This is a genomic window from Muricoccus vinaceus, from assembly GCF_042433125.1.
GTDB classification, from domain to species: domain Bacteria; phylum Pseudomonadota; class Alphaproteobacteria; order Acetobacterales; family Acetobacteraceae; genus Roseomonas; species Roseomonas vinacea.
In genome coordinates this window covers 502211-526896 of record NZ_JBHLVZ010000002.1, presented here as the reverse complement: position 1 = coordinate 526896, position 24686 = coordinate 502211, and the positions used below count along the sequence as shown (strand labels likewise).

The window sequence follows — 24686 nt, the reverse complement described above, 5'->3', positions numbered from 1 at the left end:
CTCATCGAGCCTCATCGCCCGCTTGGTCCAGGGTCGCCGCCTGCGCCGCCATGGTGAAGCGGATGCGGCTCACGGCCTGCTCGCGCAGAACCTCCGTCACGCGCAGCGGCACCGGCGGCGCGAGGCTGGGCACAGCGGGCGGCGCCGCGGGGCGCGGCGCGCTGGCCGGGGCGGCCGGCGCCGCTGCGGGCGGCCGGGCATTCGCAGCGGCCGGCACGCCAGGCCGGGCGGCGGGCGTCGCGCCGGCCGGCGGGCGCGGCACGCCCCGGCCGGGCTGCAAGCCGATGCTCACGGCTTGCAGGATCTCCGGCGCCATCGGGTTCTCCGGCACCAGGCCCAGCACGGGCGCGATCCGCGCGATCACCGAACCGGCCGCGGGCGCCGCCACCCAGCCCGCCGTCGCGTAGCCATGGGAGCGTGCGTTCGGGTTCGGCTCGTCCACCATCACGTAGATGGCGTAGCGCGGCGCGTTCATCGGGAAGGCGCCCACGAAGGCCGCGATGCGCTTGTTGGGCAGGTAGCCGCCGCGCGGGCCCGTCTTCTGGGCCGTGCCCGTCTTGCCGCCGACGAAATAACCGACAACGTCGGCGCCCTTGCCCGAGCCGTCCGTCACCACCAGCCGCATCAGCCGCCGCATGGTTTCGGAGGTGCGCTCGCTGATCACGCGCGTGCCTTCCCGCGTAACGCCCGGCGGTTGGGCCAGCAGCGTCGGCTGGCGCAGGATGCCCCCGTTCGCCACCGCCGAGATGCCGGTCACCACGTGCAGCGGGGTCACGGAAATGCCGTGCCCGAAGGAGATCGTCATCATGTTGATGTCGCGCCAGCCATTGGCGGGCGGCACAAGCGGCAGCGCGGTTTCCGTGAGCTCGATCCCCTGGCGCGACAGCATGCCCATGCGCTGCATGAACTCGCGCTGACGCTGGGGCCCGAAGCCCTGGGCCATGTGCGCGGCGCCCAGGTTCGACGAATAGGCCAGCACCTCCGGGAAGCTCAGCCAGCGTCCCTTGCCCTTGTAGTCGCTGATGGTGAAGCGCCCGTAGCGGATCGGGGCGGAGGCGTTGAAGCTGCTCGTGTTGACGTTGGCCGTGCCGTATTCCAGCGCCGCCGCCGCCGTCAGCAGCTTGAAGGTCGAGCCCGGCTCATAGGTGCCCACCGTCACGCGGTTGAAGCGCTGCTCCGGTGTGGCCGCCCCGATGTCGCCCGCGTCGTAGTCCGGCAGGGACACCATGGCGATCACCTCGCCCGTGTTGATGTCCAGCACCACGCCCGCGCCGCCGATGCCCGTGTAGTCGTCGATCGCCTTGGCCACCGCGTCGCGCAGCGCGAGCTGCACGCGGATGTCCACCGAGGTCCGCAGCGGATCGTGCGGTCGCGCGCGCAGGCGCTCGTCATGGTAGCGCTCCATGCCCGACAGGCCGGAGCCGTCCACGTCCACGTTGCCCAGCACGTGCACCGCCGCCCGGCCCTGGGGGTAGTAGCGGCGCTCGGATTCCTCGAAGTGCAGCCCGGCGATGCCGAGATCGTTGACCGCCTGCTTTTCCCGCGGCGTCAGCGCGCGCGCGAGGTAGGAGAACTGCCGGCTTCCCGTCAGCCGTCCGACCAGCCGGTCGCGGTCCAGCTGCGGCAGCACGCGCGAAAGCCGCGCCGCGACCTCGGACGGGTTCTCGATCTGCTGCGGATTGGCGTAGAGCGCCGTCACCGGCAGCGAAACGGCCAGGATCTCGCCGTTGCGGTCGGTGATCGGCGCGCGGCCCGTCACCGGGTCGGGCACGGGCACCCCCGCCATCTCGCGCGCCGCCATGCGGCGGGGCTCGCGCGGGTCCAGCACGGTCGCGATGGACAGCTTCAGCCCCACCGCGCCGAACAGCAGCCCGAAACCGGCCGCAGCCAGCACCAGCCGGCCCCGGCTCCGCTCCAGGATCGCCCGCCGCGCGAGGTCCGGCTGACCCGTGCGCGCCGCCAGCCGCGGATCGCCCACGCGGGAGGCCCGCACCGGCTCGCGCAGGCTGTAGCCCAGGCCCGCGTTGGGATCGGGGGCCGGGCTGCTCACCGGCCGCGGTCCAGCGTCGCGGCGCTGGCGCTGGCCACCGGCACCGGTGGCGCCAGCGACGGCCGGCCCGTGCCGAACACGGAGCCAAGCGCCGAGGTCGCCTCACCGGAGCGGGGCGCCATGGCCTGTGCCATGGCCCGGGGCTGCGCGGAGGGCTGCGCGGGCGGGCGCATGTGCAGCGCGGTGCGCAGCAGCGCGGGCGGCTGCGGCGGCGCGGCCAGGTTCATGCCGCGATCCAACTCGCCGGGCTGGTCGCCGGCGCGTGCGGCGCGTGGCGCCTTGGGTGCCTCGGCCGCGCGGGGCGGCGCGGGCAGCACGGCGGCCATCTGGGTCGGGCGCGGCGGCGAGACGGGCGCGGGCGGCAGAGTCACGCGCTCGATCGGCGCCGGGGCGCGCTCCGGCGCGGCCGGGGCCGGGCGCGACGCGGGGGTCGCGGGGACGCGCTCCACCACCACGACCGGCGTGCGCTCGGTGCGCTCGGGCAGCCGCTCGGTCGAGGGACGCGCCGCGGCGGGCGAGCGCGGCGGCACAGGCAGCGGCACGACGGAAACCGAGGCGTTCTGCGCGGCCTGGGCCGCCGGCGTCATGGCCGAATGGGCCACGCGCGCCGCGGCACTCGCCGCCGCGGCCAGCACGGCGGCCATCGGCGTCGCGCTGGCCACCGGCGCGGGCACCGTGGCCCCCGCCGCAGCCTGGGCCGGTGCGGGACCGGCCGATGCCACGCTCGCATCCGCCCGCGAGCCCGGCCCGAAGAGGCTCGGCGCGCCGGCAAAGGCGACGGCCGCCGGCAGGCGCCGGTCCAGGTCGGCCGGGCGGACGAACTGCGCGGTCTGCATGACGTCCAGCGGCAGGTTGCGCGTGGCCGCGGCGCGCAGGCGTTCGGGCTCGTTCAGCAGCGCCCATTCGGCGCGCAGCACCGCCGTGCGCTCGCGCGCCAGCTCGGTCTGCTTCACCGTCTCGCGCAGCGTCTTCTCGAGCTGCGAAACCTCGTGCTTCACCCCGTAGAGGTGCAGCCCCGCCCCCGCAGCAGCCATGAGCGAGAGAAAGGTGAGCGGGCGGATCATGCGGCGGCACGCCTCTCGATGGCGCGCAGCCGTGCGGACCGCGCGCGTGGATTCGTCTTGGACTCTGCCACGGAAGGTCGCAGAGCGGTGCTGGTCAGGAGGCGAAATTCCGCCTTCTTTCCGATATTTACGAGGCTTGACGGGTCGAATCGGGATGCGCCCGGAGTCCGTCCCGCCGCGTCGCGCATGAAGCGCTTCACGATGCGGTCCTCCAGCGAGTGGAAGGACACGACGACGAGCCTTCCGCCAGGCGCGAGAAGCCGCGCGGCCGCCTCGAGTCCCCGCTCCACCTCGCCCAGCTCGTCGTTCACGCGCAGGCGCAGCGCCTGGAAGGAGCGCGTCGCACTGTCCATGCCCGAGGGATCGCGCGGCATCACCTGGTGGATCGCGCTCGCCAGCTGCAGCGTGGTCTCGAAGGGCGCGTCGCCGCGCGCGGCCACGATCTTGCGGGCGATGCGGCGCGAGTAGCGTTCCTCGCCGAGTTCCCAGAGCAGGTCGGCCAGCTCGCGCTCGGGCAGGGTGTTCACCAGCTCCGCCGCGGTCGGTCCCGCCTTTTCCATCCGCATGTCGAGCGGACCGTCGGAGCGGAGCGAGAAGCCGCGCTCCGCCTCGTCGATCTGGTAGGAGGACACGCCGAGGTCGAGCACCACCCCGCCGAGCGCCTCCACCCCGCGTTCCGCCATGAGGGAGAGCATGTCGCCGAAGCGCCCTTCCACCAGGTGCAGCCGCCCGGGAAAGCGCGCGGCCAGCACCGCGCCGCGCGCGATCGCCTCGGGGTCGCGGTCCACCGCGTAGAGGGTGCAGCCGGCGGCGGAAAGAATGGCACTGGCATAGCCGCCGCCGCCGAAGGTGCCGTCGAGATAGGTGGCGCCGTCGCAGGGGGCGAGGGCCGTCAGAACCTCGGCCAGCATCACCGGCACGTGGCCGCCGCCCGTGGGATCCGGCGCGACGAAGGGGGAAGGGGCCTCGCTCATGCGCGCCCCACCTGGCCGGGAACGGTGGAAGGAATGGTGAGGCCGCGCTCGCGGATGCGCTGCTGGGCCTCCGTCTTGCGGCGGGCCAGCGCCGCCGGCTCCCAGATCTGGAAGGAGCGGCCGAGACCGGCGAAGCTCACGGCCTCGACCAGGCTGGCATGGGCGATCAGGTCGTCGGGCAGCACCAGCCGCCCGTCCCCGTCGGGGCGCGTTTCGAAGACGCTGGAGTACATGCCGAAGGAGAGATCCTCGAGCGGGTCGGAGAACTGGTCCATTCGCTCCAGACCGCTGGTCATTTCCAGGTAGAAGGGAGCCGGCCAGACCTCGACGCTCGGGTCGCGGTGAGACGGGCGGAGAACGATGTCGAGCGATCCCAGGCCTTCGAGCTTGGCGCGGAACTGCGAAGGAACGGAAACCCGCCCCTTTCTGTCCAGCTTGCCCGTGAAGGTGCCCAAGAACTGGGTCATCCGCTGGACGTCCGTCCCCTCGCGGTCGCATCGGGCGACGATGAATGTTTTGGGGATCAAGTGACCGGCGAGGCCCCCCGACCCCGCCGGCTCACCCGACCATCCCGCCAGCCCCTCGCCCCCCTCAGGTCCGGGCCCTTGCGGGATGCCCTGGGATAACATGGGTCAGGCTGGGCCAACAAGCGCGATTGCACTCTCGTGAGCAAGTGTTGCTAGGGAGCAACGCTCGGCAATGCGGACGAAATCAAATGTTTATAAGGTGTCGTTGCCTGTGACTCACAGGAAAATGCCAGACGGCCTGTAAGCCGGGTTCTGTCGGCCCTTGCGGGCCGGGCGACCATTCCTCTGGAGTCCCTGTTGCCAGGGACTTCTCGCGGCCAACCCGGATGGCGGGGCTGGAAGACCCCCGGCGGCGAGTCCCTCGCGGAACTCCCTCCGGCCATCCCTATTCGGCCTTGCTCCCGGTGGGGTTTGCCGTGCCGCCCCTGTCGCCAGGGGCGCGGTGGGCTCTTACCCCACCGTTTCACCCTTGCCTGCGGAGCCTTCCGGCCGCGCGGGCGGTTTGTTTTCTGTGGCACTGTCCCTGGGGTCGCCCCCGCCGGCCGTTAGCCGGCACCGTCTTCCCGTGGAGCCCGGACTTTCCTCCACCGCCTCCAGAGGGTTCGCACCCCCTGGCGACTGGCAGCGGTCGCCCGGCCGTCTGGCGGGCCGGGTATGCGACTCGGCGGGAGGGTGGGTCAAGCGGAGCGGGCGCCACGCCTCAGCCCGCGGCCTCCAGCGGGAAGCCCAGATCCAGCGCCCGCGCGACCTCCAGCGGCTGCCGCAGCAGGCCGAACTCCACGGCGCGGTCCGCCGCGTCCTGCAACTCCGACACCACGGCGGCGTCCAGCGGGATGGCGCGCGTGCGCTGCGTCTCGAAGGCACGGCGCACGGCGTCCTCGGGCAGGCGGGTCAGGCGGGCATTGGCGGTGGCGTATTCGGTCAGGTGCGCCTCCGCCCAGGCCCATCCGGCGCGCTGGCGCGCCATCAGGTCCGCCAGCTGCGGCCGGCGCTGGCGCAGCGCGTTCTCGTGCGCGGCCAGGAAGCTGATCGTGGGGGTCAGGCCCGCGCCGTCCAGCAGCACGCGGCCGCCGAACCTCTCCACCTCGATGGACACATAGGGCTCCCAGATGGCCCAGGCATCCACCGCGCCGGAACGGAAGGCCAGCGCGGCCTCGGCCGGCCCGAGAAAGACGTGCTCCACCGCGCCGGGCTCCAGACCCGCCTTCTTCAGCGCCGCCCGCACCAGGAACTGCCCCCAGCCGCCCCGATTCCCCGCCACCCGCCTGCCGCGCAGGTCGGCCAGGCCGCGGAAGCCCGAATCGCCGCGCACCAGGATGGCCTGGGACCTCGGATTCGCCCGCGTCGCCGCATAGGCCCGCAGCGGCGCGCCCGAGGCGAAGACCGAAAGAAACGCCAGGTCGCCCATGTTGCCGACATCCAGCGCATCCGCCGAGAGCGCCTCCAGCAGCGGCGCCGCGGCCGGGAACTCGCTCCACTCGATGGCGTAGGGCAGGCCCGCCGGCGCGCGCGATGCTTCGAGAAGGGAGCGCAGCCCGCCCTTCTGGTTGCCCACGCGCAGCGTCGCGGGCGCGGCCCTGGCCACGGCGGGCGCGGCCAGCAAACCGGCCGTGGCGAGGAAAAGGGAGCGGCGGGACGGGGAGGTGTTCTGCATGCCGCATCCTCCCGGTCGGCCGCTCGCCGGGAAAGGGAAGCCTTCAGGCGAAGAATCGGCGGAAACCAGCGGCTCGTGCTACGCGGGCGGGCCTTCGCAGCAGGCTTCTTCGCGGCAGGCTCCGGGGCGCCTCAACCGCGCTCCGCCAGGGCCGCCACGGCCTCCAGCCGCGCCAGGGTCCCGGCATCGGCCCGCCCGCCGCAGTCCTCCTGCCGCCAGTGCCGCTGAAAGGCCGCAAGGGCCAGTTCGGGCCGCGCGGGATCGACGGGATAGCCGATCCGCCGCAGCAGCCCCGCGGCTCGCTCCAGGCCGCCCGGCACGGGTGAAAGGTCGCCGCCCCCCACGCCTTCGGGCCACAACCCCACCCCGACGGAGGCGAGGCCCTGCCAGTCGAACAGCTCCCCCGGATCGCGCTTGCGGTCGGGCGCCACGTCGCTGTGGGCCACCACGTTGCGCGCGGGGATGGGGTGGCGCGAAAGGATCTCCAGGCAGAGATCCGCCACCGCCGCCATCTGCAGGGCCGGAAAGGGGCGGTAGCCGCAGGAATGGCCGGGATTGACCACCTCGATCCCGATGCTGCGCCCGTTCAGCAGCTCATGCCCGCGCCAGTGCGACACCCCCGCATGAAAGGCCCGCCGCGCCTCCGGCACCAGCCGGAACACCTGCCCGTCCTCCTCCACCACATAGTGGGAGGACACCTTGGCGAGGGGGTCCCGCAACCGGGTAATGGCCGCCGCGCCGCTCTCCATGTCCGTGTAGTGCAGGATCAGCGTGTCGACCGGCACGCCTTCCGGGCGATCGTCCTGGTTGGGGCTGGGAAGGTCGCGGACCGATCCCGCCAACTCGCGCGGCACCAGCGGCAGCGCGGCGCCGCCCCCGGACCGGGCCTCGGGCGCACCCGGCAGGGGCGCGCGGGCCGGGCCACGGGTCGGGCCGCGCCGGCCGCTCAAGCCGCCCCCCTCAGATCCCGCGCTCCCGCTTGATCCTGTCCCAGGCCGCGTTGATGTCGGCCACCTTGCCGGCGGCGCGGCGCACCAGCTCCGCCGGCACGCCGCGCGCCGTCATGCTGTCCGGGTGGTTCTCCCGCATCAGGTTCTTCCAGGTGTCCCGCACCTGCTGGTCCGTCGCGTTCCGCGCCAGGCCCAGCACGGCATAGGGATCCGGCCCCTCCGGCTCCAGCCGCGGGCTGCCCGGGTTTGGCCGGCCCAGCCGCGCCCGCTCCCAGGCCGCGGCGTCCAGGCCCAGCCGCGCGTGAATGCCGCCCAGGAAGGCCAGCTCCGCCCGGTTCACCGGCCCGTCCGCCTCGGCGATGCGGAACAGGGCGGACAGCACGTCCTCCAGCACGGTCTTCTCGTCCGCGAAGGCCGCGCCAAGGCGGTCGGCGAAGGGTTCCGCGCCCTCCATCTGTTCCCGCGCCCGGTCGAACAGCTGCGCCACCTCGCCCATGCTCTCGGGCGGGATGCGGAAGCAGCGCTTGAAGGCGTCGATCTCCGTCCGCTTCACCGGCCCGTCGGCCTTGGCCAGCTTGGCCGAGAGCACCACCACGGAAATCGCGAAAAGGCTTTCGCGCGAGCCCAGCATGGCCGCGATCCGGGCGCCGTCCATGCCCGGCAGCGCCCGGCCGATCGTGCCCTCGTCGGCCGCGTGGCCCAGCGCGCTGCCCAGGATGGCGCCCGCCGGCCCGCCCATGGCGAAGCCGACCGCGCCCCCGATGATCTTGCCCCAGAACCCCATGCTCAGACCAAGGCCGCTCCGCTTGCCGGACGCCGAAGCCTATGCCCGGAATCCATCCTGGCTGGAAGCGTGCGGCCGCCACAAGCGGCTTCCTTGCCGCAGGGCCGCGCCTCAAGCATGGTCCGGCCCAGGGAACCCTGGCCGGGAATCGGGCGGTTCCACGCAGGCGGAGGTCCATTGTCACGACGCGGGACGAGGAAGCGAAGAGCGCCGGGCACCACCCGCCTCGCTGCGGAACGCGGCCGGAACCGGGCCTGATCCGGGCCTGACCATGCGCGCCCGCCGACGCCTCCCCCTCCTGCTCGCCACCCTTCTCGTGCCCGCCGTGCTGCTCGGCGCCCTCTGGGCGGCGCCGCTCTTCACCGACTGGACCGCGAGGCGGGATCAGTTGGCCGAACTCGCCTCGGCCCGGCTGGGCCGCCCCGTCACCCTGCACGGCCCGGTGCGCCTGCGCCTGCTGCCCCACCCCGTGGTGGAGGCCGAGGGCGTCACCCTCGGCCCCTCCGAGGAGCCGGGCGGCGACACCCTCGCCTTTTCCGCCAGCGCGCTGCGCCTGCGGGTGGATGGCGGCGCCCTGCTGCTCGGCCGCATCGCCCCGCGGGAGGTGGCGCTGGTGGGCGCCGAGCTCCGCCTGCCCTGGCCGCCGATCGACGCCGCCGGCCTGCCCGCGGGGCTGTCCGCCCTGTCCGCGGAACTGGTGGACAGCCGCATCGTCCTGGGCGTGCTCCGCCTCGATGCCGTGCAGGCCCGGCTGACGGCGGGCGACGCCACGCGCGGCCTGCGCGCCGAGGGCCGCTTCGCCTGGAACGGCCTGGAATGGCGCTTCGAGGCCGGGTTGGGCCGCCCGGGCTTCGACGGCATCACCCCCATCGACCTGACGCTGGCCGTGGGCGACGCCTCCGTCGCCGCGCGCGGCGTGCTCACCCCCGAGGGCACGGTGGAGGGCGGGGTGGAAGCGGCCGGCCCGGACCTTTCCCTCTTCGTCCCCGGCCCGCCCGGCCCCTTCCGCGCGCGCGGCCGCATGACCGTCACCTCCGACCTCCTCGCCGCCGACGATCTGGCCATCGACATCGGCGGCAGCCCCGCGCGCGGTGCCATCACCCTCCGCCTTTTCCCCGACCCCCGGCTGGACGTCGCGCTGCAGGCCAGCCGGGTGGACCTCGATCCCTGGCTCGGCGCGCTGCGCGCCCGGCCCGGCGCGCTTCCGCTCGGCCTCGACCTTTCGGCGGAATCGGCCAGCTTCCGCGGCGTGCCCCTGCGCCGCCTCCGCGCCGCCGTGTTCCGCGAGGCGGCCTCGGCCAGCGGCGGCGGGCGCATCGCCCTGTCCGACGTCTCGGCCGTGCTGCCCGGCGGCACCACAGCCGAACTGAACGGCGCCACCGCCGGGGACCGGCTGGAGGCCGCGCTCCACTTCTCCGGCACCGACCTCCGCGCCACCATCGATGCCCTTGGCGCGGCGGTGGGCCTGAACACCAGTTGGATCGCTCCCGCCCGGCTGCGGAGCGGGGAGGGGCGCGCCCGGCTGGTGGTGGAGCCCGGTTCCGTCGCGGTGCCGGAGCTCACCGCCACCATCGACGGCGCGCGGGTCTCCGGCGCCGGCGTGCTGCGCCAGGGCCCGCGCCCGGCGCTCGGCCTCGGCCTCAACCTGGACAGCCTGGAGCTGGACGGCTGGCTCCGCCCCGGCCTCGACTGGCCCGCCGCCAGCCGGATGCTGGGCAGCATCGACGCCAACCTGCGCATCGCCGCCGAGCGGGCGCGCGGCCAGGGCATCGCGATCGAGCGCGCCTCCCTGGACGCTGCCCTGGAGAACGGCCGCCTCACGCTGCGCCGCCTGGCCGGCCGGTTGGGGGGAGGGGACCTGGCCGTGTCCGGCACCGCGATGCTGGGGGCCACCCCGCGCGTTTCGGACGCGACGCTGGAGCTTTCAGCCCCGGGCGCCCGAGCCCTGGTCGCCCTGCTGCCCGCCCCCTGGCCGCGCGGCGCCCGTCTCGCCGAGGAGGCCCTCACGCTGCGCGCCACCGCGAACGGCGCCCCTGAGGCCCTGGCGCTGCAACTCGGCGCCGATCTCGGCGAGGCGCGTCTGGAGGCCAGCGCCACCCTCGACCTGCCGGGACGCAAGGGCAGCGGCAGCCTCACGCTGCGCCACCCCGGCGCGCCACGCTTCCTGGCGGACGCGCTGGGGGTGGATGCGGGTGAGTGGCTGGGCCAGGGCTCGCTATCCCTGGTGGCCGGGCTCGCCGCCGGGCCGCAGGGCCTAGCCGCGGAGCGCTTCGACCTGGTGGCCGGCGCGCTGCGCGCCAGCGGCCAGCTCGCCCTTTCCCTGGACGGCCCGCGCCCGCGCCTGGGCGGGCGGGTTGCCGCCGAGACCGTGGCGCTGCCCGCCCTGTCCTGGGCCAGCCGCGCGCCCCTGCCATTCGCCCTGCTGCGCGCGGCCGATGCCGAGCTCGCCCTTTCCGTTGCCCGTCTTGAACCCGCGGGCCTGCCGCCGCTCCGCGAACTCCGCGGCCGCCTGCGCCTCAACGCGGGCGTGCTGGCGCTGGAGGAGGCCGAGGCCGTGCTCAATCCCGGCACGCTCCGCGGCTCGGCGGCGCTGGACGCCTCCGGCGAAACGCCGCGCGCCACCTTGTCCGCCATGCTGCGCGGCGCCGGCATCACCGGCCCCGTTCTTGGCCTGCCGCTCGACATCGTGGCCGGCGAGGCCAATGCCGAGGCCCGGCTGGAGGCCGCCGGCAGCAGCCCCGCCACCCTGCTCGCGACCTTGTCCGGGGAGGCCGCGCTTCAGGCACGCCGCGGCGTCCTCACCGGCCTGGACGCAGCCGCCGCCGGCCGCGCGGCGGCGGCCGGGGACGAACCCGCGCTCCGCCGTGCCCTGTCCGGGGGCGCCACCGGCTTCGATGAGCTTTCCCTGCGCGCCACCCTTTCCGCCGGCCGCGCCGCCCTGGCCGAGGGCCGCGCGAGCGGGGAGGGGGTGGAGCTTTCGCTGCGCGGCGACCTCGACCTGCCCCGCGCCGCGCTCGACCTGCTGGCCACGGAGGCGCCCGGCGCCCCCGTGCCGCCCGTCGGCATCCGCCTCACCGGCCCCGCGGCCGATCCCCGCCGCCTGCCCGACCTCGCGGCCTGGCTGCGCTGGCGGGCGGAGCGCTGAGCGCCTAGCCCCGGCTGGCCAGCGCCAGAACCCGCAGCGCCGAGGCAAGCGGCAGCGCCGGGTCGTCCCGCGCCGCGTCCGCCGCCGCGACGAGCCGCAGCAGAGGCTCCCCGCGCCGCGCCGCTTCCGTCTCCAGCACCGCCCAGAACTCCGGCTCCAGCGCGACGGAGGTGCGGTGCCCGGCCAGGGTGAAGGAGCGCTTCACGAGGTGTCCGGCCATCAGGTCCCGGCCGCCGCTGGTTCAGCCGCCGGCAAGCGTCGCCCCCGGCCGGGTCATCTCCTCCGGCCGCACCCAGCGGTCGAAGTCCTCGCCCGTCACATGGCCGAGCTGTTCCGCCGCGTCGCGCAGCGTCAGGTTCTCGGCCAGTGCCTTCTTGCCGATCTGCACGGCCTTGTCGTAGCCGATGCGCGGGTTCAGCGCCGTCACCAGCATCAGCGACTTGGCCAGGTTCTCGGCAATCCGGGCGTGGTTGGGCTCCAGCTTGTCCACCATGTTGCCGGCGAAGCTTTCCGCCGCATCCGCCAGCAGCGTGGCCGATTGCAGCACGGCCTGGATGATCACGGGCTTGAAGACGTTCAGCTCCAGGTGCCCCTGCGTGCCGGCCACCGTCACGGTGGTGGTGTTGCCCATCACCTGCGCGCAAACCATGGTCAGCGCCTCCGACTGGGTCGGGTTGGTCTTGCCGGGCATGATCGAGGAGGACAGCCCGTCCGCCGGGACCACCAGCTCCGAGAAGCCCGCGCGGGGGCCGGAGCCCAGCAGCCGCACGTCGTTGGCGATCTTGTTCAGCGACACCGCCACCGTGTTCATCGCGCCCTGCAGCGCCACGAAGGCGTCATGCGCCATCATTCCCTCGAAGGGATTGGGATGGGCGACGAAGGGCAGGCCGGTGAGCTCCGCCATTCGCTCCGCGAAGGCGCGGGCGAAGTCGGGATGGGTGTTCAGCCCCGTCCCGGCCGCCGTGCCGCCCTGGGGCAGGCGCATCAGGTCGGGCAGCGCCGCCTTCACGCGGGCGATGCCCAGTTCCACCTGCATGGCCCAGGCCGCGAATTCCTGGCCGAGCGTGACCGGCACCGCATCCATAAGGTGCGTGCGGCCGAGCTTGACGATGCCCGACCAGTCCTCCGCCCGACGCGCCAGGCTGGCCTGCAACGCCTCCAGCCCCGGCACCAGCCGCTTCGTCACGGCCTCGGCGGCGGCGACGTGCATCACCGCCGGGAAGCTGTCGTTGGAGGACTGGCCGCGGTTGACATGGTCGTTGGGGTGAACCGGCTTGCGGCTGCCCAGCGGCTGGCCGAGCATCTGGTTCGCCCGGTTCGAGATCACCTCGTTGGCGTTCATGTTGGTCTGGGTGCCCGAGCCCGTCTGCCAGACATGCAGCGGGAAATCCGCATCCCGCTGGTTCGCCGCCACCTCCCGCGCCGCCGCGATCACGGGATCGGCGATCTCGGCGGGCAGTTCGCCCAGCGCCTTGTTCGCCTCCGCCGCCGCCTGCTTCTGCAGGCCGACCGCGCGGATCAGCGGTGGCGGGAACACCTCCGACCCGATGCGGAACAGGCGCCGGGCCCGCTCCGTCTGCGGGCCCCAGAGGCGGTCGGCCGCGATCTCGATCGTGCCGAGGGAGTCGGTTTCGGTGCGTGTTTCAGTGTGTGGCATGTGGGCCAAGTGGGACAGGCGCGCGTGCGATCCAAGGCACCCCCGGCCAAGTGATCAGTGCCAGCCGTCCACCCGCGCCCATCGCTCCAGCGGCCGGCCCGCCGCATCCACCACATCGTAGGCGCCATAGCCGCCGGCCGCGGTGATGCAGGCATGGTTGGGATAAATCCTGACCAGGCTGCCCACCGGCAGCCGGTCGAACCAGCTTTCGTCGGGCACCGGCACCGTCCCGTGCTCCTGGTGCACGGCGGACACGTGCAGCGGCAGCGCCGCCCCGCTTTCCGCCTCGCCCAGGCGGCCATAGGCCGTGTCGGGGGCGAAGGCATTGGCCGTCACGTCCTTCGACAGCGCCAGCGCCCCCGCATCCAGGATCAGCGCCCGCGCCGCCCGGTTGTGGCCGATCACGGTCGAGAGCACCGAGAGCGCCAGCTCGTCCCAGCCGCACATCCCGCGCGACATCTGCGCGAGGTCCCAGAACAGCGACACCCCGGCCCGGACCTCCGTCACGCCCGAAAGGTGCCGCGCGTGCAGCATGGTCGGCGTGGAGCCGACCGAAACAATGGGCGCGGGCATCCCGGCAGCCCGGATGGCCTCGGCGGCGGAAACGGTGGCCGCGCGCTCCGCCTCGGCCACCTCCGCGATGCGCGCGAGGTCGTCCGAGCCATAGGAATGCCCGCCATGGGTCATCACCCCCATCAGCCGCAGGTTCCGCGCCCCATGGATCGCCCGCGCCACGCCGATCGCCTTTTCGGGCGGCACCCCCGCGCGGTGCTCGCCGCAATCCACCTCCACCAGCACCTCATGCGGGGCGGTGGCGGCGGCGTCCAGCAGCTCCGCCATCTCCGGGCTGTCCACCACCAGGAGCAGCCGCGTGCCGTGCCCGCGGGCCAGCGCCTCCGCGCGCGGCAGCCGGGCGGGGATGGCGGTTGCGGCCAGTAGGATGTCGGAGGATGCCCCGGAGGCCGCCAGAACCTCGGCCTCCTTCATGGTCGAGACCGTGGCCGGTCCTGGCGCGCCCCCGTGGGAGAGCAGCGCCACCTCCACCGACTTCGCGGTTTTGAAATGCGGGCGGAAGCCCACCCCCAGCGCCGCGGCCCGCGCCCGCAGCCGCGCCGCATTCGCCTCCAGCCGCCCGCGGTCCAGCAGCAGCCGCGGCGTGTCCGGCCCGGCGCTCACTCGGCGTCGCCGCCCATGTCGCCGTCCACGTCGCCATAGGAGGCGATCTCAATCAGGTTCCCGTCGGGGTCGCGGCAATAGACGGACTTGATCGTGCCCAGGGCGCCCGCCTTCTCCACCGGCCCCTGCTCGATCGTGACCCCGCATTCCCGGAGGTGGGACACCACGTGCTCCGCCGCCATGGTCACGATGAAGCAGAGGTCCTGGCTGCCGGGCGCCGCGGCCTTGCCAGTGAACCAGTCCTCCTGCGTCGCATCCCGGGGCCGCAGGTTGATCTTCTGGCCGCCGAAGCGCAGCGCCGTGCGGTTGTGCGGGCCGAAGCTGTCCATCTCCATGCCGAGCACGCGCTGGTACCAGCTCGCACTGGTTTCCACCTCGTTGCAGGTGATCACGAGGTGGTCCAGGCGGTCCACGGCGAAGCGCATCGGTTGTTTCCTCAGGGCATGGGTTGGGAGGCTGGTCGGGCCAGGGTGCTCAGGCGGCCGGCGGGCGGATGCGGGCCGTCGCCTCGATCTCGATGCGCATGGCGTCGGTCTGCAGCCCCGCATGGATCAGGGTGGAGGCCGGCCGGCTCTCGCCGAAACGGCGCCGCAGGATGGGCCAGCAGGGCTCCCAGTCGGCGCGGTCGGGCACGATGAACAGCAGGCGCACCACGTCGGCCAGCGTCGCGCCGGCCTCGGCCAGGGCCTGCTCGATGTTGCGCAGGGCCTGCTCGCACTGGGCCTCGACGCCATCCGCGATGGTCATGGTCGCGTAGTCGTAGCCGGTGGTGCCGGAGACGAACACGGTGTCCCCGTCCACCACCGCCCGCGAGTAGCCGATCTCCCGCTCGAACCGGGATCCGGAGGAGATCAGCCGGCGCACCGGGCGGGCCTACTCGAGCCCGTCGTAGAAGTCGTTGCCCTTGTCATCCACCACGATGAAGGCGGGGAAGTCCTCGACCTCGATCCGCCACACCGCCTCCATGCCGAGCTCCGGATATTCCAGCACCTCGACGCGGCGGATGCAGTCCTGCGCCAGCCGCGCCGCCGGGCCGCCGACAGAACCGAGATAGAAGCCGCCGTTCGTCTTGCAGCTCTCGGTCACGGCCTTGGAGCGGTTGCCCTTGGCCAGCATCACCAGCGAGCCGCCGGCCGCCTGGAACTCGCCGACATAGCTGTCCATCCGTCCCGCGGTGGTCGGGCCGAAGGAACCCGTGGCCATGCCGTCCGGCGTCTTGGCCGGGCCCGCGTAATAGACCGGGTGGTCCTTGATGTAGTCCGGCAGCCCCGCACCGGAATCCAGCCGCTCCTTGAGCTTGGCGTGCGCGATGTCGCGCGCCACCACGATGGTGCCGTTCAGCGACACGCGCGTGGAAACCGGGTGCTTCGACAGCTCCGCCCGGATCTCCGCCATCGGGCGGTTGAGGTCGATGCGCACCACCCCGCCGGCCTCGGGCACGCCCTCGGTCTGGTCGGGCAGGAAGCGCGCGGGGTCGTGCTCGAGGTCCTCGAGGAACACGCCATCCGGCGTGATCTTCGCCTTGATCTGCCGGTCGGCCGAGCAGGACACGCCGATGCCGATCGGCAGCGAGGCGCCGTGCCGCGGCAGGCGGATGATCCGCACGTCGTGGCAGAAGTACTTTCCGCCGAACTGCGCGCCGATGCCGAGGTTCTGCGTGAGCTTGTGCACCTCCGCCTCCAGCTCCCGGTCGCGGAAGGCGTGGCCGGCGCGGCTGCCCTTCTCGGGCAGCGTGTCGAGGTAGCGGGTGGACGCCATCTTGACGGTCTTGAGCGTCGCCTCGGCCGAGGTGCCGCCGATGACGATCGCCAGGTGATAGGGCGGGCAGGCGGAGGTGCCCAGCGTACGGATCTTCTCCTCGAGGAAGGCGAGGAGCTTGGGCTTGTTCAGCACCGCCCGCGTCTGCTGGTACAGGAACGTCTTGTTCGCGCTCCCGCCGCCCTTGAGCACGAACATGAGGTTGAACTCCTCCGCGTGGTGCTCACCGGGGGAGGCGTAGATGTCGAACTGCACCGGAAGGTTGTTGCCGGTGTTGGTTTCCTCGAACATCGTCAGCGGCGCCATCTGGGAATAGCGCAGGTTCGTCTCGGTGTAGGTGCGGTGCACGCCGTAGGAAAGCGCCTCCTCCTCGTCGCCCTCCACCCAGACGCGCTGGCCCTTCTTGCCGTGCACGATGGCGGTGCCCGTGTCCTGGCACATCGGCAGCTTGCCGCCGGCCGCGATGTTCGCGTTCTTCAGCAGGTCCAGCGCCACGAAGCGGTCGTTCGCGCTCGCCTCCGGGTCCTTCAGGATGTTGGAGAGCTGCTGCAGGTGCCCCGGCCGCAGCAGGTGCGAGACGTCCTTGCAGGCCTGGAAGGCAAGCTGCTCCAGCGTTTCCGGCTTGATCCTGAGGATCGTCCTGCCGTCGGCCTCGATGGTGGAGACCCCGCCGATGTCCAGCTTGCGATAGGGCGTGGTGTCCTCGGCCAGCGGGAAGATCGGGCTGAACAGGAAGCCCTCGCTCCGCTGGGAAACGGGCATCCCCGCATCGGCCTCGGCCCCGGCATGGGTGGCCACGGGGGTTGCGGCCTCGCTCGCGCCGGCGGGGATCGGCGGCTGGGAGGCGTCGAGGGTGTTGGAGCTCACGAGGCGGCTCTCCGGCTGATGGCCCGGCGCCGCCGGGCCGCGCGCCCGGCCGCGCGCGGGGCGCCGGCAAGGCCATGCGTTGCAGAACGAAAGCTGTAGTTAGCGCGCCCCCGCCCCCCGCGCCAGAAGGCAGCGCCCGGCGGGGGAGAGAAGGAGGAATGCCTATTCGCGCGTGGGACGGCGGCGGAAGGCGTCCAGGCTCACCACCTGCGCCGGCGCCTCGGGCTTCGCGGCCGGCGCCTCGGCCGGCAGGTCGGCCTCTCCCGCCTCCGGCTCGGGATCGGGCTCGGCATCGCCATCCGGCGCGCCGCCTTCGCCGAAGCGCAGGCCCACCCGCACATGCGGGTCCCAGAAGGCGACCAGCGCCGCGAAGGGGATCACCAGCGTGGAGGCCACGCCGCCGAAGGAGAGCCCGACCGACACCTTCTGCGCCGCCCGGTCCACCGTCAGGTCCCAGAACTGGTGCTGCAGGACGATGGTCATCTCCTGCGGGTAGCGGGCCTTGAGGTGGCCGGGAACCTTGGTGTCCGGGTGGTCGGTGCGGAAGGTGAGGTAGAAATGGTGCTCCCCCGGCAGCCCGTTCTTCGCCGCGAACTCCAGGGCGCGCAGCGCGACGTTGCGCATGGCGTCCTCGGTCCAGCGGTCATAGGGCAGCAGGCTCTCGGGGGGCGGCGCTTGCTCGCTCATGCGCAAATCATGTCCAGGTCGGGTCCGGGGGCAGTGCCTTACCATAGGCCATCCCCCCCACGCGGCATAGGAGCGAGGCGAAACGGTGGCGAGGGACATGAGGTGGGGGGATTCTGTTGCCCCGTTCCCCCCGGACGGCGCTTACCTATCTCTAGGCAGCGAGCGCCATGGTCTCGCGACCATTATCGTTGGCACTTGTGATTTAGCCCGATAACGGCGGTACAATGCCGGGCAAAAGACACGTCTTTACCGCGCGCGTCGAGCCTGTTTCGCCCCCATAGACCCCGGCGAACCCCGGAAGGTTCACCCGCGGCAGAGCCCGTCGGGCTCACCGGACCCCGCTGATAAGGCGGGGAAAGGAATGGTGGAGGCGCCGGGTACTGCCCCCGGGTCCGCAACGCTTATTCCACGAGCCGTTTATCGCCATAGCCGCCCGAAGGAGGCCCGGATCATATAGCGCATCCACGCCGCGATTGCGAGGGGGCCGCACCCCGCTCAAACCACCTTGAACACCCGGATGCACGCCGCCGCCCGCGCGGGGCGCAGGCTGTCCAGCGTGCCCACACAGACGCCCCGGTTCAGCCAGGCATGCGGCCCCTCGGGCGCCGTGAGCTCCAGGGTGAAGAAGGCGTGGCGGGCACCCCCTGGCGGGTCGTCCACCAGCACGCGGTTGCGCACCGTGATCACCGCCCCGTCCTCCGCGCGCAGCTCGTGCAGGGGATTGAGCTGGCGCACGCCGTCCTCGCGGACGAGCTGCCGGTCGGCACCGCCGGCCAGCACGGTGCCGCGGATGCGCGGCCCCTCGAAGGTGCCGCCGGCGATCGGAACCATGCGCCGCTCGCCCGGCGGGCAATCCCCCAGCATCATCGTGGGCGCCAGGTCGCAGATGGCCTCGTGGACGAACTCCGTCCGCGGCAGCGCCAGCGGCACCGTGCCCGCCATCGGCGGTGCGTATCCCGGCTGCGCCGCCGCTTCCGCCGTGCCCGCCAGGCCGAGCGCGCCAGGCCGAGCGCGCCAGGCCGAGCGCGCCGCCGGGAAGCGAGCGGCGCCCGCCCTTGCCCGTCCTGCTGAGCATCCTGTTTCCCCCCATGCCGGCACCGCCATGAAATCGTGCTGGCCAGTCCGTTATGGTCCATAACACGCGGCGCGCACCGCCCGGACCGGCGCGATCAACGATCCAACGGGAACCCTCTTCTCCACCCTCACCGCACGCGGCGGGCGGATGATCGTGTTCCGCGGCAATGCCGACCCGGTCTTTTCCGCCGACGACCTCCGCGCCCACTGGCGGGATCTGGCCGCCGACAGTGGCGGGAGCGCCGCCCTGTCCGGCTGGGCCCGGCTGTTCCTGGTGCCGGGCATGACGCATTGCGGCGGCGGCCCGGCCCTGGACGACTTCGACCCGCTGACCGCCATCGAGGCCTGGGTGGAGCGCGGCGAGGCCCCGCCGCACCTCCTCGCCCGCGGTGCCGCCTTCCCCGGCCGCAGCCGCCCCGCCTGCCCCTATCCGCAGGAGGCCCGCTTCGGCGGCGGCGACCCGGAGGCGGCGGAAAGCTTCTCCTGCGCCACACCCGTCCCCTGATCGCGGGCGGCCGTTCGGGCGGCCTTCCGCCCCCGCCCACCCCCCGCTACACCGCGGGCCATCCGGGGGTGGCACGATGGAACTGACCGAAGCGCAGCAGCAGGAACTGGCCGAGGCCGAGGCCCAGCGCCACGAAACCCGCCGCCCCGTCTCGCCCGGGCTGGAGGCGATTCTCTTCCGCCCGCTCCCCGTGCTCGACCACGGCTTCGTCCGGGTGGTGGACTACATGGGCGACGACTCGGCGGTGGTGCAGGCGGCCCGCGTTTCCTATGGCCGCGGCACGCGCGCGGCGAACGAGGACCGCGGCCTGATCCGCTACCTCATGCGCCACCGCCACTCCACGCCCTTCGAGATGTGCGAGATCAAGTATCACGTGAAGCTGCCGATCTTCGTGGCGCGGCAGTGGATCCGCCATCGCATGGCGAACATCAACGAATACTCCGCCCGCTACTCCATCCTGGACCGCGAGTTCTACCTGCCCGCCCCCGAGCAGCTCGCGGCGCAGTCCGCGGTCAACCGCCAGGGGCGCGGCGCCGTGCTGGAGGGCGACCAGGCCGCCCATGTGCTGGACCTCCTGCGCGAGGACGCGACGCGCAACTACGACCATTACCTGGAGATGCTGAACGAGGACGCCGAGGGCCGCGTGATCGAGGAAGGCCGCACCGGCCTCGCGCGCGAACTCGCCCGCATGAACCTCACGCTCAACGCCTATACCCAGTGGTACTGGAAGGCGGACCTGCACAACCTCCTGAACTTCCTCGCCCTGCGCGCCGATTCCCACGCGCAGTACGAGATCCGCGTCTATGCCGACGCCATGCTCGACACCGTGCGCGCCTGGGTGCCCCTGGTGCACGAGGCCTTCCGCGACTACCGCCAGGGCGCCGTCACCCTGTCCGCCCAGATGCTCGCGGTGGTGCGCGCCATCGCCGCCGGCAATGCGCCCGCGCAGGAAGGCAGCGGCCTGTCCAAGCGGGAATGGCGCGAACTCATGGAGATGCTGGGCCGCGAGGCCTGACGGCCCCGGCCATGGCCAAGTCCCCCCCCGGGCCACGGCGCGCCCAGCCGGACGACGCCGCCCGGCCGCGGACCAAGCCGGCCGCCACGCGCAAGCCCCGCGCGCCCCGCGCCGCCAGCGGCAGGGGCACGATCCAGCAGGGCCTGGCGCGGCGTGCCTGGGGCGGCGGCCCGTCCTGGCTCGCGGTGCTGGTGCTGGTGGTGGCGATCCTGGTGATCCTGCCCATCGCCGCGGCGGTGCTGGGGGAGGTCTGGGCCGTGATCATCGGCGCCCTGGTGGGCGGCTTCGCCCTGGGCCGCGCCACCGCGCGCTAGGCTCTTCCCGCAGGCCAGCCCCCAGCCCTTCGGCACCACCGAACCTCGCCCCCGCGCGTTCCGTTCATTGGAACATCAGGAGGCCAGCATGGCAGCGTTCGAAGGCAAGGTCGCGATCGTCACCGGGGCCGGCTCCGGCATCGGGGAGGCCACCGCCCGCCGCTTCTCCCTCGGCGGCTACGCCGTGGTGCTGGCCGGGCGCACGGAGGACAAGCTTGCCCGGGTTGCCGGCGCGCTTCCCGCCGGGCGCACGCTGGTCGCCGCGGCCGACGTGTCGGACGAGGAACAGGCGATCGTCCTGGTCAACCGCGCGCTGGAGCGCTTCGGGCGCCTGGACGTGCTGGTGAACAATGCCGGCACCGCCGTGACGGGCCCCCTGGCCGAGGCCAGCACCGCCGACTGGCGGAAGGTCATGGGCACCGACCTCGACGGCGTCTTCTTTCTGTCGCGCGCCGCCATCCCGCACCTGGTTTCCACCCAGGGCTGCATCGTCAACACCTCCTCGGTGTCCGGCCTCGGCGGCGACTGGAACATGGCGATCTACAACGCGGCAAAGGGCGCGGTGACGAACTTCACCCGCGCGCTCGCGCTGGAGCTCGGCCCCAAGGGGGTGCGCGTGAACGCCGTCGCCCCCAGCCTGACCCGCAGCGAGATGACCGCGGACATGCTGGGCAACGAGAAGCTGATGGCGAAGTTCGCCGAGCGCATCCCCCTCGGCCGTGCCGCGGAGCCCGAGGAGGTGGCCGACGTCATCGCCTTCCTGGCCAGCCACGACGCCCGCTTCGTCAACGGCGTGAACCTGCCGGTGGATGGCGGCCTTTCCGCCTCCAACGGCCAGCCGCCGCAGGCCTGACCGCGGGGCGCTGGACAGGCGGGGCGCCGCCCGTCCTGAATGGCGCCCCATGCCCGTCACCGTCTTCGGTTCAGTCAACGCCGACCTCACCTTCCCGGTCCCGGCGCTGCCGGAACCCGGCCACACCGTGCTCGGCGGCCCCTGGCGGGCGTCGCCGGGCGGCAAGGGTGCCAACCAGGCCGTGGCCGCTGCGCGCGACGGCGCCCGCGTGCGCTTCGCCGGCGCCGTTGGCCGCGATCCCATGGCCGCTGTCGCCCTTTCCGCCCTCCGCGCCGCCGGGGTGGACCTGTCCGCCCTGGCCGAGACCGATGTTCCGACCGGCGCGGCCTCCATCTGCGTGGACGAACAGGGCCGCAACCAGATCGCTGTCTCCCCCGGCGCCAATGCCCTGGCCCGCGCCACGCAGGTGCCGGATCCTTCGCCGGGCGACATCCTGCTCATGCAGATGGAGGTTCCGCCCGCCGAGGTCGCCGCCATGGTCCGCCGCGCCCGCGCATGCGGCGCCCGGCCCGTCCTCAACCTCGCGCCCGCCGCCCCGCTGGACCCGGAGGTGCTCCGCGCCCTCGGCCTGCTGGTGGTGAACGAGCACGAGGCCGCCTGGCTCGCCGCACGGCTCGGCGCGTCCCCAGGCGCGCCCGCCCTGCACGCGGCGCTGGGCATCGCGGTCGCCGTCACCCTGGGCGAGGCCGGCGCCGAGGCCGCGGCCGAAGGGCGCGCTTGGCGGATCCCGGCCCGGATCCCGCCCCGGGTGGTGGATACCACCGGCGCCGGCGATTGCTGGTGCGGCGTCCTGGCGGCCGCCCTCTCGCGCGGGGCCCCGCTGGAAGCGGCGATGCGGCGGGCCGCGGCGGCGGCCTCCATCGCCGTCTCCCGCCCCGGCGCGGCCGATGCGATGCCCCTGGCCGCCGAGACCGACGCCATCCTCTGACACCCGCCACGTCCTTCCGCGCCCGGTCCCATCCCCGCCGGGACTTGCGCCCCCGCCGCCCCCGGCCGCTAGACTGCCCCCCTCAAGCCCGGAGCCGCCCCGCATGTTCCTCCGCCCCCCGCGCAGCCGCCTGGTCGCCGACGCGCCCGGCACCTCCCGCCGCGGCTTTCTCGCCGCCTGCGCCTGCTGCGCCCTTCCGGCCGCCGCCCTCGCGCAGATGCCGCCCGCCGCCGCCCTCGCGCCCGCCCCGGCCCGCCCGCTGCACGCCGCCCTCGACCAGTCCGCCCGCGCGATCGAGGCGCGGATGATCGCCTGGCGGCGCGACATCCACCAGAACCCCGAGCTCGGGAATCAGGAGAACCGCACCTCCGCGCTGGCCGCCGCCCATCTGCGCGGCCTCGGCTACACCGTACGCGACAAGGTCGCCGTCACCGGCATCGTCGCCACCCTGAAGGGCGAGGGCGGCCCCGGGCCCACCATCGCGCTGCGCGCCGACATGGACGCCCTTCCCGTCGCCGAGGAGGTGGACCTGCCCTTCGCCTCCCGCGCGAAGACCATGTGGGGCGGGCAGGAAGTCGGCGTGATGCATGCCTGCGGCCATGACTGCCACACCGCCATCCTCATGGCCGCCGCCGAGGTGCTGGCGAAGCACCGTGCGGACCTGCGCGGCACGGTGGTCCTTCTCTTCCAGCCGGCCGAGGAGAACCTGCCCAATGGCGAGATCGGCGGCGCCCGCCGCATGCTGGCCGAAGGCGCCTTCGACGATCCGAAGCCGGACGCCGTCTTCGGCCTGCACGTGGTCAGCGGCCTCACCGCCGGCACGCTCGGCTACCGCCCCGGCCCCGCGGCCGCCAGCGCGGACGAGTTCACCATCACCGTGCACGGCCGCCAGACCCATGGCGCGCGCCCCTGGGGCGGCGTGGATCCCATCGTGATCGGCGCGCAGATCATCTCCGCGCTGCAGACCATCCAGAGCCGCCAGGTGGACAGCGGCGCCTCGCCCTCCGTGCTCACCGTGGGGCAGTTCCACGGCGGCAACCGCTCCAACATCATCCCCGACCGCGCGACGATGAACGGCACGCTGCGCACCTACGACGAGGAGCGCCGCCAGTTCATCATGCGCCGCGTGAAGGAGGTGTCCGAGAGCATCGCCCAGGGCATGGATGGCCGCGCGGAGGTCGCCTGGATGCCCAACGGCTATCCCTCCATGGCCAACGATGTCGCGCTCACCCAGCGCATGGCGCCAACCCTCGCCCGCGTGGCCGGCGAGGGCGCGCTGCGCAACATGCCGCCGGGCCTGGCGGCGGAGGACTTCGCCTACTTCTCCAGCGCGGTGCCGGGCGTCTTCTTCAACGTCGGCGTCACCGCGCCCGGCCTCGATCCGCGGCAGGTGCCCACCAACCACTCGCCCCGCTTCCGCGTGGACGAAGCAGGCCTGCTGCCGGGGCTGCGGGCCATGCTGCACATGGTCGCGGACTTCACCGGCAGCGGGGTCGCCTGAGCGGCGCCCAACCTGGGCGGAGCCTAGTCCACCACGATCCTCGGCCCCGCCGCGCCGGCGGGCGCCGAGGCCTTCTCCCACACGCGGTCGGCGATGGCGCGATACGCGGCGGCCTCGTGCGAATCCGGCGCCGCCAGCACCACCGGCCGTCCCGCGTCCGACAGTTCCCGCACCGCCAGCGTCAGCGGCAGCTCGCCCAGGAACTCCACGCCGAGCCGCGCCGCCTCCGCGCGCGCCCCGCCATGCCCGAAGATCTCGGTGCGGTGGTTGCAGTTGGGGCAGCAGAAGTAGCTCATGTTCTCGACCAGCCCGAGAACGGGCACGCTGACCTTCTCGAACATGCGGATGCCGCGCCGCGCGTCCAGCAGCGCCACGTCCTGCGGCGTGGACACGATCACCGCGCCGCGCAGCGCGACGCGCTGGGACATGGTGAGCTGCGTGTCCCCGGTGCCCGGCGGCATGTCCACCACCATCACGTCCAGCGCGCCCCATTCCACCTGGGACATCATCTGCTCCAGCGCGCCCATGACCATCGGCCCGCGCCACACCATCGGCGTCTCCTGGTCCACCAGGAAGCCGATCGACATGGCCTTCAGCCCCCAGCGCGAGATCGGCACGATCCGCCCCGACGCGGTGTCGGGCTTCTCGTGCGTGCCCAGCATCTGCGGCAGGGAAGGCCCGTACACATCCGCATCCAGCAGGCCGACGCGAAGGCCCTTTCCGGCCAGCGCCACGGCAAGGTTCACCGCCGTGGTGGACTTGCCCACGCCGCCCTTGCCGGAGGCCACCGCGATCACCGCGCCCACCTCCTGCAACAGCATCGCCGCCTGCGGCCGCGCGCCATGCGCGTGCGGCGCTGCGGCCGGGGCAGGGGAGGGCGGCGCGTCGCGATGCGCGGTCAACACCACGCTCGCCGAGAGAACGCCGGGCACCGCGCGCACCGCCGCCTCCACCGCGGCGCGCAGCGGCTCCATAGCCCGCGCCCTTTCGCGTGGCACCAGAAGCTCCACCTGCACCATGCCGTCCCGCACCGCCAGGCCCCCGACCATCCCGGCCGAAACGATGTCGCGCCCCGAGGCGGGCTCGCGCACCCGCGCCAGCGCCGCCCGCACCGCCGCCTCCAGACCGCTCACCATCGCTTGAAAACTCCTGCAACCCGGCCAACATGGCGACATGCCCGGAACGGCGCCAGAACCGGGGGCG

Annotated in this window: 23 protein-coding genes and 2 other RNA genes; 7 read left to right on the top strand and 18 right to left on the bottom strand. The window is 73.4% G+C overall.

What is annotated here, in order from left to right; all coding sequences use genetic code 11:
• Nucleotide 1 precedes the first annotated feature (1 nt).
• The 8 genes from ACFFIC_RS04240 to ACFFIC_RS04205 all read right to left on the bottom strand — a co-directional run bounded on the left by ACFFIC_RS04240 (nucleotide 2) and on the right by ACFFIC_RS04205 (nucleotide 8003).
• On the bottom strand, nucleotides 2-2050 hold the full coding sequence (locus ACFFIC_RS04240; RefSeq protein ID WP_377048850.1) for a peptidoglycan D,D-transpeptidase FtsI family protein: 2049 nt from the start codon (nucleotides 2048-2050) through the stop codon (nucleotides 2-4).
• The gene (gene ftsL, locus ACFFIC_RS04235) at nucleotides 2047-3114 is read right to left on the bottom strand and encodes a cell division protein FtsL (RefSeq protein WP_377048848.1); all 1068 of its coding nucleotides are present in this window, start codon (nucleotides 3112-3114) and stop codon (nucleotides 2047-2049) included. Before ftsL ends, ACFFIC_RS04240 begins: the two co-directional genes overlap by 4 nt.
• The gene (gene rsmH, locus ACFFIC_RS04230; protein ID WP_377048847.1) at nucleotides 3111-4088 is read right to left on the bottom strand and encodes a 16S rRNA (cytosine(1402)-N(4))-methyltransferase RsmH; all 978 of its coding nucleotides are present in this window, start codon (nucleotides 4086-4088) and stop codon (nucleotides 3111-3113) included. The genes ftsL and rsmH overlap by 4 nt, the downstream gene beginning before the upstream one ends.
• Nucleotides 4085-4555, bottom strand: a complete 471-nt coding sequence (locus ACFFIC_RS04225; protein WP_377048845.1) for a division/cell wall cluster transcriptional repressor MraZ — start codon at nucleotides 4553-4555, stop codon at nucleotides 4085-4087. Before ACFFIC_RS04225 ends, rsmH begins: the two co-directional genes overlap by 4 nt.
• 285 nt (nucleotides 4556-4840) lie before the next feature.
• Nucleotides 4841-5259, bottom strand: an RNA gene (gene rnpB, locus ACFFIC_RS04220) — RNase P RNA component class A.
• Nucleotides 5260-5315: 56 nt separating this feature from the next.
• A complete protein-coding gene (locus ACFFIC_RS04215) occupies nucleotides 5316-6269 on the bottom strand; it encodes an ABC transporter substrate-binding protein (protein WP_377048843.1) in 954 nt (317 codons plus the stop codon).
• A gap of 131 nt (nucleotides 6270-6400) precedes the next feature.
• Entirely contained in the window at nucleotides 6401-7132 is a 732-nt protein-coding gene (locus tag ACFFIC_RS04210) for an N-acetylmuramoyl-L-alanine amidase (RefSeq protein ID WP_456306922.1), read from the bottom strand.
• A gap of 97 nt (nucleotides 7133-7229) precedes the next feature.
• Nucleotides 7230-8003, bottom strand: coding sequence for a TerB family tellurite resistance protein (locus tag ACFFIC_RS04205; RefSeq protein WP_377048841.1), 774 nt, complete (start codon nucleotides 8001-8003; stop codon nucleotides 7230-7232).
• A gap of 271 nt (nucleotides 8004-8274) precedes the next feature.
• On the opposite strand from ACFFIC_RS04205, the gene ACFFIC_RS04200 reads away from it, so the two are divergent.
• Nucleotides 8275-11148: an AsmA family protein gene (locus tag ACFFIC_RS04200; RefSeq protein ID WP_377048839.1), complete on the top strand. Its 2874-nt coding sequence runs from the start codon at nucleotides 8275-8277 to the stop codon at nucleotides 11146-11148.
• Nucleotides 11149-11152: 4 nt separating this feature from the next.
• Here ACFFIC_RS04200 and ACFFIC_RS04195 read toward each other — a convergent pair whose 3' ends face one another.
• The 9 genes from ACFFIC_RS04195 to ACFFIC_RS04155 all read right to left on the bottom strand — a co-directional run bounded on the left by ACFFIC_RS04195 (nucleotide 11153) and on the right by ACFFIC_RS04155 (nucleotide 18397).
• Complete coding sequence (locus tag ACFFIC_RS04195; RefSeq protein WP_377048837.1) at nucleotides 11153-11368, bottom strand: ribbon-helix-helix domain-containing protein; 216 nt, start codon at nucleotides 11366-11368, stop codon at nucleotides 11153-11155.
• Between the two features lie 21 nt (nucleotides 11369-11389).
• Complete coding sequence (locus ACFFIC_RS04190; RefSeq protein ID WP_377048835.1) at nucleotides 11390-12805, bottom strand: class II fumarate hydratase; 1416 nt, start codon at nucleotides 12803-12805, stop codon at nucleotides 11390-11392.
• A 54-nt stretch (nucleotides 12806-12859) separates the two neighbouring features.
• Complete coding sequence (locus ACFFIC_RS04185) at nucleotides 12860-13981, bottom strand: alanine racemase (RefSeq protein ID WP_377048833.1); 1122 nt, start codon at nucleotides 13979-13981, stop codon at nucleotides 12860-12862.
• Complete coding sequence (locus ACFFIC_RS04180) at nucleotides 13978-14406, bottom strand: VOC family protein (protein WP_377048831.1); 429 nt, start codon at nucleotides 14404-14406, stop codon at nucleotides 13978-13980. Before ACFFIC_RS04180 ends, ACFFIC_RS04185 begins: the two co-directional genes overlap by 4 nt.
• Nucleotides 14407-14455: 49 nt before the next feature.
• The gene (locus ACFFIC_RS04175; protein WP_377048829.1) at nucleotides 14456-14845 is read right to left on the bottom strand and encodes a RidA family protein; all 390 of its coding nucleotides are present in this window, start codon (nucleotides 14843-14845) and stop codon (nucleotides 14456-14458) included.
• 9 nt (nucleotides 14846-14854) lie between these two features.
• Nucleotides 14855-16501: a fumarate hydratase gene (locus ACFFIC_RS04170; protein WP_377049268.1), complete on the bottom strand. Its 1647-nt coding sequence runs from the start codon at nucleotides 16499-16501 to the stop codon at nucleotides 14855-14857.
• Nucleotides 16502-16768: 267 nt separating this feature from the next.
• Nucleotides 16769-17293, bottom strand: coding sequence for an SspB family protein (locus ACFFIC_RS04165; protein WP_377048827.1), 525 nt, complete (start codon nucleotides 17291-17293; stop codon nucleotides 16769-16771).
• Nucleotides 17294-17394: 101 nt separating this feature from the next.
• Nucleotides 17395-17776: a transfer-messenger RNA gene (gene ssrA, locus ACFFIC_RS04160) on the bottom strand.
• A 12-nt stretch (nucleotides 17777-17788) separates the two neighbouring features.
• Nucleotides 17789-18397 (bottom strand): DUF3237 domain-containing protein, encoded by a 609-nt coding sequence (locus ACFFIC_RS04155; protein ID WP_377048826.1) that lies wholly within the window; start codon nucleotides 18395-18397, stop codon nucleotides 17789-17791.
• A gap of 64 nt (nucleotides 18398-18461) precedes the next feature.
• Between ACFFIC_RS04155 and ACFFIC_RS04150 the strand changes: the two genes are divergently transcribed.
• From ACFFIC_RS04150 to ACFFIC_RS04125, 6 genes are all read left to right on the top strand, one after another.
• Nucleotides 18462-18872: a tannase/feruloyl esterase family alpha/beta hydrolase gene (locus tag ACFFIC_RS04150; RefSeq protein WP_377049267.1), complete on the top strand. Its 411-nt coding sequence runs from the start codon at nucleotides 18462-18464 to the stop codon at nucleotides 18870-18872.
• Between the two features lie 76 nt (nucleotides 18873-18948).
• Nucleotides 18949-19887 (top strand): FAD-dependent thymidylate synthase, encoded by a 939-nt coding sequence (thyX, locus tag ACFFIC_RS04145; RefSeq protein WP_377048825.1) that lies wholly within the window; start codon nucleotides 18949-18951, stop codon nucleotides 19885-19887.
• An 11-nt stretch (nucleotides 19888-19898) separates the two neighbouring features.
• Nucleotides 19899-20201, top strand: coding sequence for a hypothetical protein (locus ACFFIC_RS04140; RefSeq protein ID WP_377048824.1), 303 nt, complete (start codon nucleotides 19899-19901; stop codon nucleotides 20199-20201).
• An 88-nt stretch (nucleotides 20202-20289) separates the two neighbouring features.
• Nucleotides 20290-21054, top strand: coding sequence for a meso-2,3-butanediol dehydrogenase (locus tag ACFFIC_RS04135; protein ID WP_377048823.1), 765 nt, complete (start codon nucleotides 20290-20292; stop codon nucleotides 21052-21054).
• Nucleotides 21055-21103: 49 nt separating this feature from the next.
• Complete coding sequence (locus ACFFIC_RS04130) at nucleotides 21104-21982, top strand: ribokinase (RefSeq protein ID WP_377048822.1); 879 nt, start codon at nucleotides 21104-21106, stop codon at nucleotides 21980-21982.
• Between the two features lie 103 nt (nucleotides 21983-22085).
• Nucleotides 22086-23483, top strand: a complete 1398-nt coding sequence (locus ACFFIC_RS04125) for an amidohydrolase (protein ID WP_377048821.1) — start codon at nucleotides 22086-22088, stop codon at nucleotides 23481-23483.
• Nucleotides 23484-23506: 23 nt separating this feature from the next.
• On the opposite strand, the gene ACFFIC_RS04120 is transcribed toward ACFFIC_RS04125, so the two are convergent.
• Nucleotides 23507-24619, bottom strand: a complete 1113-nt coding sequence (locus ACFFIC_RS04120) for an Mrp/NBP35 family ATP-binding protein (protein WP_377048820.1) — start codon at nucleotides 24617-24619, stop codon at nucleotides 23507-23509.
• Between the last annotated feature and the right edge of the window lie 67 nt (nucleotides 24620-24686).